Source organism: Micrococcus sp. KRD096, assembly GCF_017168495.1.
Taxonomy (GTDB): Bacteria; Actinomycetota; Actinomycetes; order Actinomycetales; family Micrococcaceae; genus Micrococcus; species Micrococcus luteus.
Window position 1 is genome coordinate 163678 of sequence record NZ_JABFAY010000017.1, and the last position, 12819, is coordinate 176496.

7 protein-coding genes are annotated in these 12819 nt (G+C 75.2%); 2 read left to right on the forward strand and 5 right to left on the reverse strand.

What is annotated here, in order from left to right; genetic code table 11:
* Positions 1 to 34 precede the first annotated feature (34 nt).
* Positions 35 to 2716, reverse strand: coding sequence for an ATP-dependent helicase HrpB (hrpB, locus tag J1M41_RS08605; RefSeq protein ID WP_206451569.1), 2682 nt, complete (start codon positions 2714 to 2716; stop codon positions 35 to 37).
* Positions 2717 to 2782: 66 nt separating this feature from the next.
* Here hrpB and J1M41_RS08610 point away from each other — a divergent pair, with 66 nt between their 5' ends.
* Positions 2783 to 4630: a glutaminase gene (locus tag J1M41_RS08610; RefSeq protein ID WP_206451570.1), complete on the forward strand. Its 1848-nt coding sequence runs from the start codon at positions 2783 to 2785 to the stop codon at positions 4628 to 4630.
* A 46-nt stretch (positions 4631 to 4676) separates the two neighbouring features.
* Here the strand turns inward: J1M41_RS08610 and J1M41_RS08615 are convergent, their stop codons facing one another.
* Positions 4677 to 6275: a TIGR01777 family oxidoreductase gene (locus J1M41_RS08615; RefSeq protein ID WP_206451571.1), complete on the reverse strand. Its 1599-nt coding sequence runs from the start codon at positions 6273 to 6275 to the stop codon at positions 4677 to 4679.
* A 72-nt stretch (positions 6276 to 6347) separates the two neighbouring features.
* On the opposite strand from J1M41_RS08615, the gene J1M41_RS08620 reads away from it, so the two are divergent.
* Positions 6348 to 6941, forward strand: a complete 594-nt coding sequence (locus J1M41_RS08620; RefSeq protein WP_134416276.1) for a methylated-DNA--[protein]-cysteine S-methyltransferase — start codon at positions 6348 to 6350, stop codon at positions 6939 to 6941.
* A 199-nt stretch (positions 6942 to 7140) separates the two neighbouring features.
* On the opposite strand, the gene J1M41_RS08625 is transcribed toward J1M41_RS08620, so the two are convergent.
* From J1M41_RS08625 to purH, 3 genes are all read right to left on the reverse strand, one after another.
* Positions 7141 to 9363, reverse strand: a complete 2223-nt coding sequence (locus tag J1M41_RS08625; RefSeq protein ID WP_206451572.1) for an NADP-dependent isocitrate dehydrogenase — start codon at positions 9361 to 9363, stop codon at positions 7141 to 7143.
* A gap of 206 nt (positions 9364 to 9569) precedes the next feature.
* Entirely contained in the window at positions 9570 to 10922 is a 1353-nt protein-coding gene (gene mgtE / locus J1M41_RS08630; protein WP_206451573.1) for a magnesium transporter, read from the reverse strand.
* Between the two features lie 68 nt (positions 10923 to 10990).
* Positions 10991 to 12682, reverse strand: a complete 1692-nt coding sequence (gene purH, locus J1M41_RS08635) for a bifunctional phosphoribosylaminoimidazolecarboxamide formyltransferase/IMP cyclohydrolase (RefSeq protein WP_206451574.1) — start codon at positions 12680 to 12682, stop codon at positions 10991 to 10993.
* Positions 12683 to 12819 lie beyond the last annotated feature (137 nt).

Sequence of the window (12819 nt, forward strand, 5' to 3'; positions counted from 1 at the left end):
ACAGCGATTCCTGCACGTTTCGCGGACCCCTTTCTCAGCGGGCGCGGCGGTTCGTCCGGGCGGTCGGCTCCGCGGCGGCGGGATCCTCGGGCCACGGGTGCTTGGGGTAGCGCCCCCGGTTCTCAGCGCGGACCTGCGCGTAGGGGCCGGCCCAGAAGGAGGGCAGGTCGGCGGTCACGGCGAGCGGGCGACCTGCCGGGGAGAGCAGGTGCAGGACCACCGGCTCACGACCGTCCGCGACAGCGGGGGTGACACGCGCCCCGAAGAACTCCTGCAGCTTGGCGGCGACCACGGGCGGGGTGTCCTCGTGGACGGCCGGATAGTCCACGACGACGGCGCGCCCGCTCGGCACGGGCAGGCGCTCGGGGGCGAGCTCGTCCAGCCGGCCCGCCTCCGGCCAGGGCAGGGCACCGCGCAGCAGCGCCTCGGCGTCCACGTGCGCGAGGGACCGCCCGGCGGCCAGGTCGGCCGCGAGCCCGCCGACCAGCGCGTCCAGGCCGGGCAGCGCCGCATCCGAGAGGTCCGGCCACGGGGCGCCGAGGACGCGGTGGAGCAGGTGCACCCGGCGGCGCAGGCGTTCGGCCCGACCGCTCGGGTCGAACCGGGCGAGGCCGTCCGCGGCGAGTGCGGCGCGCACGGCCTGCGAGGCGGCGGCCGGGGCGACGGGGGCCGGCGTCTGCGCCAGCACGAGCGCGCCCAGCCGGTCCACGCGGCGGCCGGTGAGCCGGTCCCCACGCCAGTCGGCGGTGTCCTCGGTGCGCCGCAGGCCCGCGCCGGCGAGCTCGACGATCGGCCGGTCGATCGGCGCGGCCGCGCGGATCACGGCACCCGTGCCGGCCGCGTCCCCGGCCACGCGGGCGACCTCGGCCACGGCCAGCCACTCCTGCCCCGCCAGGCCGCCGCCGACGGCGTCGCGGGGCAGGGCCGCGCGGGTGCCGGAGGCGAGCAGGTACGCGCCCGCCTCCCCCGCGCGTCGGGCGATCCACGCGGGGAAGGCCAGGGCGGCCACGAGGCCGGCGGGGTGCCGCCGCGCGGTCGCCGCCACCTCGGGCCCGGGCTCGTCCGGGGCGTGGTGCGCGTGCCGACGGGCGAGTCGTTCCAGTCGGTCCGCCTCCCGGCGCCAGCGCCCGGCCTCCGGGTGCCGGCGGTCCCGCACGGCCGCGACCAGCGCCTCGAGGTCGGCCCCGGGGGCGCGCAGGTCCAGGGCGAGGGCCGCCGTCGCCTCGGCCGCGGGGCGGGGCCCCGTCCACGGTGCCGCGCGCAGGAGGGCGTGGCCGAGGGGCGGGTCCAGGGGCAGCTCGGCCAGGACGGCGCCGTGCGGGGTGATGCGCCCGTCCGCGTCCACCGCGTCGAGGGAGGCGAGCGTGCGCTCGGCGGCGGCCATCGCGTCGGCCGGCGGGTCCTCGGGCAGGGTCAACCCGTGGCCGCCCGGGGCGCCCCACGCCGCGAACGCCAGGGCCACCGGCGCGAGGTCGACGACGGCGAGGGCCGGCGTCGGGGCTGCGGGCGCGGTGCCCAGGGCTGCAGCGGTGTGGCAGCGGACCACGGTGCCGGGGCCGAGGCGGGCGGCGCGGCCCGCGCGCTGGCCGGCGGCCGCGCGCGAGGCCTGGACGGTGACGAGCCCGGCCATGCCGCGCCCCCGGTCCCGGCGCGGCTCTCGAGCCAGGCCCGAGTCGACGACGAGGCGCACCCCCGGCACGGTCAGCGAGGACTCGGCGACCGCCGTCGCGACGACGACGCGCGGCACGGCGGGGTCGGCGCGGCCGGCGAGCGCGGCGTCCTGGTCGGCGGGTTCCTGGCGGCCGTGCAGGACGCGGACCTCGGTGTCCGGGGCGAGCGCGGCGACGCGCCCCGCGACGGTCTCGACCTCGGCCACGCCGGGCACGAAGACGAGGGCATCCACGGTCGGGTCGGCCTCGAGCGCCTCGGCGTGGGCGCGCACGGCCGTGGCCGCGACGTGGTCGAGGAAGGCCCGGTCCACGCGGCCCTCGGCGGTGAGGCGGTGGCCGCGGAAGGGGGCGTGCTCCTCGCGCAGCGGGTGCAGCACGGCCGGGGTGGAGACCACGGGCAGGGGCGCCTCCTCCCCCATGCCGCGGGCCCAGCGGGCGGCCAGGGCCGCCGCGTCCACGGTGGCGGACATGGCCACGAGCACGAGTTCGGGACGGAGCTGCCGCAGGTCGGCGAGGAGGGCGAAGAGCACATCCGTGTCCAGGTCCCGCTCGTGGACCTCGTCCAGGACCACCGCGCCCACGCCGTCGAGCCCGGGGTCGGCCAAGAGGCGGCGCAGCAGCAGGCCCGGGGTCACGAACTCGACGGCCGAGGCCCCGCCGCCCGCCGCGTCGCCGCGCACGGCGTACCCGACGGCGGCGTCCCCGAGCCGAGCCTGCGCGTCGGGGTCGGCGCCGGGCTGCGCGTCGGCCGCGGCGGCCAGCACCGCCGTGCGCAGCCGCCGCCACGCCGCGCGCACCGCGACGCGCCGCGGCTGCGTGACCAGGACGCGCCCACCGCCGTGGTCCGCGAGCCGGACCGCGAGCGCGGGCGGGACCACGGTGGTCTTGCCCGTGCCCGGGGGCGCCTCGACGACGGCCGCCCCGCGCGCGTCCAGTGCGTCTTCGAGCTCGGGCAGGGCGGCGGCGAACGTCAGGCCGGTGCTGAGGCGGCCCAGAGCGGCGGAGAGGCAGGCGGGGACGGAGACGGGATCGACGGGGGTGGGCATCGGGACCCATTGTGCCCGCCTCCGTCGCGCTGTCCCGGGGCCGCCCCACTGACTAGGCTGTGACCCATGACCACACCCGTCCAGGAGCACCTCGATCGCCTCACGTCGGCCCACGCGGGTGAGGGGGAGGTCCCGGACGGGCTGGGCGTCGCGATGCTCATGGTGGACGGGCACCGCTACGTCTCCGGATCCATGACGGCCGTGCCCCTGGCCACGCTCGCCTCTCCCCTGTTCCACGCGCAGGCCCTCGAGGACCTCGGCGCGGTGCGGGTGGGCGAGCGCGTGGGAGCCGCCCCCGTGCGCGACCTGGACCATCGGGTCGAGGTGGACGCCGTCACGGGCCTGCCGCACAACCCGCTGCAGAACGCGGGCGCGGTGGCCACGGCCTCCCTGGTGAAGGGCCGCGGTGGCCGCGACCGCACCGCACGCATGATGCAGCTGCTCTCCGCCCTGTTCGACCGCGAGGTCACCGTCACGGAGTCGGCCGCGCGTGCGGAGAACCGCGCCCAGCATCACACCCGGTCCGCTGCCTGGCTGATGAAGTCCCTCGACACGCTGGACGCCGACCCCGAGACGCTGCTCGAGGACATCGCCACGGTGCGTGCCGCCGCCGTGACCGTGGAGGACCTCTCCCTGCTCGCCGGCACCCTCGCGCACGGCGGTGTCCACCCCGTCACCGGGGACCGGGTGCTGAGCGAGGAGACGGTCCGCGGTGTGCTGTCCGTGATGGACTCCTGCGGCATGGACACCCGGGACTCCCGGTGGGCGTACGACGTCGGCCAGCCCGGCTGGGCGTCCACGCGCGGCGGCACGGTGCTCGTGGTGGTGCCGGGCCACCTCGGTCTGGCGCTGCAGTCGGACACGACGGACGAGAACGGGCTCGGCGCCGCGGCGATGGCCGCCCTGCGGACCATCGTCGAGGACTTCGAGCTGCACCCGTCGGTGGTCACCGGTTCCCCGCGCGCGGCCCTGCGCACCCACTACCGGATCGATCAGGCGCCCTCGGGCACGGTGCGCAGCGCCGTCGTCCTCGAGGCGCTCGGGCGGTTCGCGGACACCGTGCACGTCATGGAGCTGGGCGGTCACCTCGGCTTCAGCCAGGTGGACGCGATCGCCCGCGTCAGCCGCGGTCTGCCGGAGGCCCTCGAGACGCTCGTGGTGGACATGCGCTCGGTCAGCTCCATCTCCCGTCCGGCCCGCCTGCTGGTGGCCCAGTGGTTCGCCCGCGCGCTGGGCAACGGGCTCGACGTCGTCGTCGTGGACCGGGACGCCGCCGAGATGAAGGAGCTGATGTCGGCCGTCGAGGAGTCCGTGGAGGTGGACCTGCCCGAGCCGCTGCAGGATGAGGCCGAGGGGGTGGACCCCGCCGCCGAGGGCGCGCAGTTCGTGTTCTTCGACTCCCGCTCGCGGGCCGCCCAGTGGGCCGAGCAGCGGCTGCTCTCCCGGCACGCCCCCCACCTGCTGCCGCGGGACGCCCAGGAGGCGGCCGTAGCACCCCTGCTGCAGCACCTCTCCGCGGACGACGCGCGTCTGCTCGAGTCCATGATGGACGAGCGGGTCTACTCGGACGGCCAGATCATCCGCCGCGCCGGCCAGCCGTTCGGCGGCATCTACGTGATCGTCTCCGGCACCGTGGAGCTCTCGGGTCAGGGCACGGGCAGCCGCCGCGTGCGCCGCACCCTGCTCACCCCGGGGATGACGTTCGGCGAGATGGCCCTGGGCCAGCCCGGCCGCCAGCCCTCCACCGTCCGCGCGCGCGGGCCGGTCACGGCGCGAGTCCTCACCGCCCAGGTGATGGTCGCGCTCCAGGAGGGCTTCCCCCAGCTGGCCCTGGCCCTGTGGGAGGCGCTGGCCCGCGACGCGTTCACCGCGCTGGGCCAGCTCATCCGGGAGACCGGCGCGCTGCAGGACTGACGACCCGCGGGGGCAGCGTCCCCGTGGGACGCTGCCCCCACCCCCGTCACCGCCCGAGGACGTGGCGCAACGCGCCCTCCAGTTCGGGGTCGCGCATCTCGTAGCCGGAGGAGACCAGCCGGTCCGCCAGGACCTTCTGGTCGGCCGCGACGGTCTCCACCCGGCCCTCCTCGCCCAGCAGCAGGCGCGGCCCGGCCTCGGGCACCGGGATGACCGCGGGCCGGCGCAGCACCCGCCCGAGCACGGTGGCGAACTCCCGGGCCGTGACCGGCTCGGGCGCCACCGCGTTGACCGGGCCGGTGACGCCGTCGTCGAGCACCGCGTGGGCGAAGGCCCCCGCGATGTCATCCGCGCCGATCCAGCTCAGCCACGGGCTGCCGTCGTGGCTCTCCCCACCCGAGGTCGCGACCGGACCGCCGAGACCCGCGAGGAACAGCGGCAGCACCTGCTGCAGCATGCCCCCGGCCGGGCTCAGGACCACGCCGGTCCGCAGCATCGCGACCCGGATCCCGGCCCCCTCGGCGCGCCGGGCCTCCGCCTCCCAGTCCGCGACGACCTCGGCGAGGAAGTCGTCCCCGGGCTCCAGATCCTCGACGAGGCCGCTGCCGAACGGGCCCGTGCCCGCGTCCGCCCCGTAGTACCCGATCGCCGAGCCGTTCACGAGCGCCCGCGCCCGCGCGTCGTCCCCCTCCCGATCGGCGATCCGGTCGAGCGCGTCCACGAGGGTGCGCGTGCCGCGCACGCGCGAGTCGTGCACGGCCTCCTTGTGCGCGTCCGAGAACCGGCCGGCGATGGGCTCGCCCGCCAGGTTCACGACGAGGTCGGCCTCGGCCAGGGCGTCCTCGTCCACGGTCTCCCGGCCGGGGTCCCACAGCGCCGCGTCCAGCGCGCCGGCCTTCTTCGGGCTCCGCACGAGCCGGATGACGCGGTGGCCGCCGGTGGTGAGCAGGGCACAGAGCTGCCGGCCGATCAGTCCGCCGGACCCCGTCACGGCGACCGTGCGAGCCGGCCCGCCGACGAGGGGGCCGGGATGGGCGGCGTGGAAGTCCAGGTCATCGGCCATCACGCGGGCCCGATAGGCGAACTGGCGGCCCAGCTCCGCCTCGAAGGCCTCGTGGGTGCGGCGCGAGGCCGCGGCGCCCAGACCGGGCACGCGGGACACCAGGGACTCCCCCGGCAGGGCGTACTCGATGTGGTCCGTCACGACCGTGCCCCGCCGGCCGTCCGCCGTGTCCGCCTCACCGGGCGCAGCGTCGTCGAGCAGGTGCGTGTGCCGCCAGGAGGCGAGAGGGCCGGAGACCATCTCGTCCCGGAACATGCGGCCCTCCTCGTAGGCCGTGTGGCGGGCCCGCCACGGCACCGCGGGTGCCGCCCCACCGGGCAGGCGGGAGGCGACGGCGTCCGGCAGCAGGCCCGTGAGCATCCCATGGGCCGCGCCGGCGAACAGGCCGGCCGCCCCCGGGGCCTGGATGCGCAGCCGCGACTCGGAGCCCACGCGGAGGCCGTCCGTGGGTCCCTGGACCACCTCGCCGGCGAAGGGCGGGGTGAGCCGCTCCAGCGCGCCGGGGTTCTCCAGCCAGCGGAAGACGACCTCACGCGGGTGGCGCAGGAGGGTGCGGTGCTCGAAGACGGTGATCTCGGTCATGGACGCCAGCCTGACACAGGGAGCGGACGGGCGAACACCTGTCCGGGCCGGGCCGTGCAGGACAATGAGGGGATGGACCTGCTTCCCGAGCTGCGCTGGACCGCCGCCGCCCTGCCCGCCACCGAGCTCACCCTCGTGGCCGTCTTCTCCCCCGAGGACCAGACGGTGCGCGCCTCCGGCGTGGCCGTGCCGGAGGACTCGGAGCCCCCCGCCGCCGCGATCGGGCGCCTCCTCGAGACGCTCATGGACCGGCTCGTGGCCCTGGACCCGGAGACCGCCGACCGCGAGATGAACCCGCGCCCCGTGGAGCCGCGCCCGGGCGTGTCCCAGCCCGTCGCCGACGCCCTGGCCGCCTACGCCGCGGGGGACGTGGCCGCGCTCGACGCCCTCGACGTCACCCAGCCGGGCACCGCGTTCCGGCAGCGGGCGTGGCGGGAGCTGCGCGGCATCGCCCCCGGCTCCCCCGCCACCTACGGCGGCCTGGCCGAACGGTGCGGGGCCCCGCGGGCCGTGCGCGCCGCCGGCGGGGCGTGCGCCGCCAACCTGGTGGCCGTCGTCGTGCCCTGCCACCGCGTGGTGCGCGCCGACGGCGCCGCCGGCCACTACCTCTACGGCACCGCCGCGAAGCAGGCCCTGCTGGCCCACGAGGCGGCCCACGCGGGCTGACCACCCCCTCGCCACGGCAACGTCGGTTGAGTTGTCACGGGTCCGGGGCACGCACACCCGTGACAACTCAACCCGCGTTGCGGGCGGGGAGCCGTCTCGGGTGGCCGGGTGGCCGGGGGTCGGCGTCGGGCGCCGGGGAACGAGAAGGGGCCGGGCCGCGCGCTCCACGCACGCGGCCCGGCCCCCGGCGCTCAGATGCTCAGACGGAGAGCTTGTCCACGATCGCGTTGAGCGTCGCGGACGGACGCATCACGGAGGTGACCTTCTCCATATCCGGCGCGTAGTAGCCGCCCAGGTCCACCGGGGAGCCCTGCACGCCGTTGAGCTCGGCCAGGATGGTCTCCTCCTGGGCCCCCAGCTCCTCGGCGATCGGCTTCGCCGCGGCCGCCAGCTCGGCGTCCTCGGTCTGCTTCGCCAGCTCGCGGGCCCAGTACAGCGCCAGGTAGAAGTGGCTGCCGCGGTTGTCCAGCTCGCCGACCTTGCGCTTCGGGGACTTGCCCTCGATCAGCAGGGTGCCGGTGGCGGCGTCCAGGGTGTCCGCCAGGACCTGCGCGCGGTGGTTCTCGTTCGCGACCGCCTCGTGCTCGAAGGACACGGCCAGCGCGAGGAACTCGCCGAGGGAGTCCCAGCGAAGGTGGTTCTCCTCCAGCAGCTGCTGCACGTGCTTCGGGGCGGAGCCGCCCGCGCCGGTCTCGAACAGGCCGCCGCCGTTGAGCAGCGGGACGATCGACAGCATCTTCGCGGACGTGCCCAGCTCGAGGATCGGGAACAGGTCCGTGTTGTAGTCACGCAGCACGTTGCCGGTCACGGAGATGGTGTCCTCGCCGCGGCGGATGCGCTCCACCGAGAGCTTGGTGGCCTCCACCGGGGAGAGGATGCGCAGATCCAGGCCCTCGGTGTCGTGTTCCTTGAGGTACTCCTCGACCTTCTTGATGAGCTCGCGGTCGTGGGCGCGGGTCTCGTCCAGCCAGAACACGGCCGGGGTCTGGGACGCGCGGGCGCGGGTCACGGCCAGCTTCACCCAGTCGCGCACCGGGACGTCCTTGGTCTGGCAGGCGCGCCAGATGTCGCCGGCCTCGACGTCGTGGGAGAGCAGGGTCTCCCCGGCGGAGTTCTTCACGGCCACGGTGCCCGCGGCGTCCATGATGAACGTCTTGTCGTGCGAGCCGTACTCCTCGGCCTTCTGCGCCATGAGGCCCACGTTCGGGACGGTGCCCATGGTGGTGGGGTCGTAGGCGCCGTTGGCCTTGCAGTCGTCGATCACGGCCTGGTAGACGCCGGCGTAGGAGGAGTCCGGGATGACGGCCAGGGTGTCCTGGGTCTGGTCGTCCTTGTTCCACATGCGGCCGGAGGTGCGGATCATGGCGGGCATGGAGGCGTCCACGATCACGTCGGAGGGCACGTGGAGGTTGGTGATGCCCTTGGCGGAGTTCACCATGGCCACGTCCGGGCCGTTCTCGTAGGCGGCGGCGATGGCGGCGCGCACACCCTCGGCGGTCTCGGCGTCGAGCTTGTCCAGGCCGCCCTCGATCGCGGCGAGGCCGTTGTTCGCGGACAGGCCGGCGGCGGCCAGCTGCTCGCCGTACTTCTCGAACAGCTCGGAGAAGTAGGCCTTCACGACGTGGCCGAAGATCACCGGGTCGGAGACCTTCATCATGGTGGCCTTCAGGTGCGCGGAGAAGAGGATGCCCTCCTCCTTGGCGCGCTTGACCTGCTCGGCGAGGAACGCGTCCAGGGCCTTGGCGGACATGAACGTGCCGTCCACGACCTCGCCCTTGAGGACCTTCAGGCCCTCCTTGAGCACGGTGGTCTTGCCGTCCTCGTCGGTGAACTCGATCGTCAGCACGTCGGCGGCCGGCAGGGTCACGGACTGCTCATTGGCGCGGAAGTCGTCCGCGCCCATGGTGGCGACGGCGGTCTTGGAGTCCGGGGTCCACTCGCCCATCGAGTGGGGGAAGCGCTTGGCGTACGCCTTCACGGCCTTCGGGGCGCGGCGGTCCGAGTTGCCCTCGCGCAGCACCGGGTTCACGGCGGAGCCCTTGACCGAGTCGTAGCGCGCCTTCGCGTCCTTCTCCTCGTCGGTCTTCGGCTCGTCCGGGTACTCCGGCAGCGCGTAGCCGTCCGCCTGCAGCTCCTTGATCGCGGCGCGCAGCTGCGGCACGGAGGCGGAGATGTTCGGCAGCTTGATGACGTTCGCCTCGGGGGACTTCACGAGCTCGCCGAGCTCGGCGAGGGCGTCCGCGGTGCGCTGGTCCTCGGGCAGGACGTCCTTGAACGCGGCGAGGATGCGGCCGGCCAGCGAGATGTCACGGGTCTCCAGCTCCACGCCGGCGGTGCCCGCGTAGGCGCGCACGATCGGCAGCAGCGACGCGGTGGCCAGCATGGGGGCCTCGTCCGTGAGCGTGTAGATGATCTTCGACATGCGGATGATCTCTCCTTCTGGCCGCACTCGAGACGCGGCCCTCGTCGGCAGGGAACGGGTGACTCCCCGCCAATCTACCCGGCGCCCCGGACGCGCCACACCGTGTGTGGCTCGTGTGGCTCGGCGTCAGCGCCCGCGGCCGGACCGGCGGGCCCGCCCCGGAACGCCTCGCCGAGGCGGGCAGGGCGGCGTGGACCGTGGCCGGCTCAGATGCCGAGCACGGCCTGGGCGATGAAGAAGTAGACGACCAGGCCGAGGGCGTCCACGAGCGTCGAGATGAACGGGTTCGAGAACACGGCGGGGTCGGCGCCGATCGTGCGGGCCGCCAACGGCATGAGACCGCCGACGGTGGCGGCGAAGGAGCACACGGTGAACAGCGTCGCCCCGATCACGAGACCGACGGGCCACGAGAACACGAGCCCGGCGATCACGAGGCCCAGCAGGCCGATGCACCCGCCCAGGGCCATGCCGACACGCAGCTCGCGGAACATCACGCGCGGCGCGTCGCGGGGCCGGACGTCGTCGAGGGCGAGCGCCCGGGTGACCGTGGTGGCCGCCTGGTTGCCCGTGTTGCCGCCGGTGCCGATGATCAGCGGGATGAACAGGGAGAGGACGACCATCTCCTCGAGCGTGTCCTCGAAGACGCCGAGCACCTGCACGGTGAGGGTGGCGCCGACCGCGAGCACGAGCAGCCACGTGATGCGCGAGCGCATCAGCGCCAGCACGGAGGTCGCCAAATAGGGCCGGCCGAGGGGCTCCACACCACCGGCGCGCGCCGCGTCCTCCGTCGACTCCTCGTCGAGGACCTCGAGGGCGTCGGCCACGGTGAACACGCCGATCAGGCGCCCCTCCGAGTCCGTCACGGGGACCGTCCACAGGCGGCGGTCCGCACAGAGCCGGGCCACCTCCTCGGCGTCCTCGGTGGCGACCGCGGACACCGGTTCCCGCATGATCGCCGAGACCCGCGCGTCGAGCGGCTGCGTGACCAGGACGGGGACGTCCACGACGCCGGTCAGGCGCGCCTGCGGGCTCACCACCGGCACGGAGACGATGGCGGCCTGCTCCCGGCCGCCGTGGTCCCGGAGGTTCTGCAGGGCCACGGCCACGGTCCAGTCCTCGCGCAGACGCACCGGCGCCATGCGCAGCCGGCGGCCCACCGAGTCCGCCGGGTAGCCCAGGAGCCGACCGACCTCGCCGCGCGCCTCGGCGTCGAGCCCGGCGAGCATCTTCCGGGCCACGGTGGCCGGCATCTCGTCGAGCAGCCGGGCCTGGCCCGAGACCCGCAGCTCGGCGAAGAGGTCCTGGACCTGACCGTCCTGGAGCTGGCGCACCAGGTCGGACTGCTGGCCCGTCTCCATCGCCGCGAAGACGTGGACCGCCGTCGACTTGTCCAGGAGCCGGAACAGCACGGGGACCATGCGCGGCTCGGAGCGGTCGAGCAGTTCGAGCGCGTCGCCCGGAGACAGCGCGCGCAGCAGCTCGACCGCGCTGTCGAGGTCGTCCCTGCGCAGGTGCTCGCGGATGCGGTCCTCGACGCTCTCAACCTCGCGGCGGGTCATCGCCTCGTCACCTCCTGGGGGTCGCGGGGGCCCGGTCCGGGCCCCCGTCCGGCAGCGGCGCGCCGCGCTCAGCCGTGGAAGAAGTGGCGCGCCCCGGTCAGGTACAGGGTCACGCCGGCGGCCTCGGCCGCGGCCACGACCTCCTCGTCCCGGACGGAGCCGCCCGGCTGGACGACGGCCTTCACGCCGGCGTCGATGAGGATCTGCAGCCCGTCCGCGAACGGGAAGAACGCGTCCGAGGCGGCCACGGACCCGCGGGCCCGCTCGGGGGCGCCCTCCCCGGAGACGTTCTCCGCGCCGCCGGCGCTGCTCACGTCCTGCCCGCCGGTCTGCGCGGCGCCCAGGGTGTTGGCGCGCTCGACGGCCAGGCGGCAGGAGTCGAGGCGGTTGACCTGGCCCATGCCCACGCCGACCGTGGCGCCGTCATGGGCCAGCAGCACGGCGTTGGACTTGGCCGCGCGCACGGTGCGCCACGCGAAGGCCAGGTCGGCCAGGACGGCGTCGTCGGCGGCGGGGCCGGCGGCGAGGGTCCAGGTGGCCGGGTCGTCGCCGTCCGCGTCCACCGCGTCCGCGATCTGCAGCAGCATGCCGCCGGAGACCTGCTTGGCCTCCACCGCGTCCCGCAGGAAGCCCTCGGGCAGGCTCAGCAGGCGCAGGTTCTTCTTGGCGGAGAGGATCGCCAGGGCCTCGGGCTCGAACGCCGGGGCCACGACGACCTCCGTGAACACGTCCTTCACCTGGGCGGCCATGGCGGCGGTGACGGGGCGGTTGGCCGCGATCACGCCGCCGAACGCGGAGACCGGGTCGCACGCGTGGGCCTTGGCGTGCGCCTGCGCGATATCCGTGCCCTCGTCCGTGACGGCCACGCCGCACGGGTTGGCGTGCTTGACGATCGCCACGGCCGGGACCGGGTGGTCGAAGGCGGCGCGCACCGCGGCGTCGGCGTCCACGTAGTTGTTGTAGCTCATCGGCTTGCCGTGCAGCAGCTCGGCCTGCGCGATGCCGGGGGCCGCCGAGGAGTCCAGGTACAGCGCCGCGGGCTGGTGCGGGTTCTCGCCGTAGCGCAGGATCTGCGCGCGCTCGAGGGAGAAGCCGGCGTAGGGCGGGAACACGGGGATCTCGTCGGCGTGCGTGTCCTCGCCGAAGTGGGCGGCGGTCCAGGCGGCCACGGCGTTGTCGTACGCCGCGGTGTGGGCGAAGGCCAGGGCGGCCAGGCGCCGGCGGGCGCGCAGGTCGAAGCCGCCGGACTGCGCGGCCTGGACGACCTCGCCGTAGCGGGCCGGGTCCACGACGATCGCCACGGACGCGTGGTTCTTCGCCGCCGCGCGCACCATGGACGGCCCGCCGATGTCGATCTGCTCGACGACGGCGTCCTCCGCGGCGCCCGAGTTCACGGTGTCCACGAACGGGTAGAGGTTCACGACGACGAGGTCGAACGGCTCCACCTCGAGCGCGCGCAGCTGGGTCACGTGGTCCTCGCGACGACGGTCCGCCAGGATGCCCGCGTGCACGCGCGGGTGCAGCGTCTTCACGCGGCCGTCCAGGCACTCCTGGAACCCGGTGACCTCGGCGACCTCGGTCACCGGCACGCCGGCGGCGGCGATGCGCTGGGCGGTGGAGCCGGTCGAGACGATCTGCACGCTCGCGGCGTGGAGCCTGGTGGCGAGCTCCTCGAGGCCGGTCTTGTCGTACACGGAGATCAGGGCCCGCTTCAGGGGCACCGTGTCCAGGACGGTGGGGATTGACTGGGCAGAGGTCACGAGGGGGCGCTCCTTCGAGGGGGTCCGGGTGCGTCCCCCAGCATAGGCCGGGCCGCATAATGGCCCAGGCGTCCGCGTGACGGACCGCCCCCCCACTCCACCCGACGAACGGGAGCCGACCATGTCCTCCGCCACCC

Bases quoted from the DNA above. Each gene is read 5' to 3' on its own strand.
- hrpB (WP_206451569.1), bottom strand. From the start codon at position 2,716: ATGCCCACCCCCGTCGATCCCGTCTCCGTCCCCGCCTGCCTCTCCGCC.
- J1M41_RS08610 (WP_206451570.1), top strand. From the start codon at position 2,783: ATGACCACACCCGTCCAGGAGCACCTCGATCGCCTCACGTCGGCCCAC.
- J1M41_RS08615 (WP_206451571.1), bottom strand. From the start codon at position 6,275: ATGACCGAGATCACCGTCTTCGAGCACCGCACCCTCCTGCGCCACCCG.
- J1M41_RS08620 (WP_134416276.1), top strand. From the start codon at position 6,348: ATGGACCTGCTTCCCGAGCTGCGCTGGACCGCCGCCGCCCTGCCCGCC.
- J1M41_RS08625 (WP_206451572.1), bottom strand. From the start codon at position 9,363: ATGTCGAAGATCATCTACACGCTCACGGACGAGGCCCCCATGCTGGCC.
- mgtE (WP_206451573.1), bottom strand. From the start codon at position 10,922: ATGACCCGCCGCGAGGTTGAGAGCGTCGAGGACCGCATCCGCGAGCAC.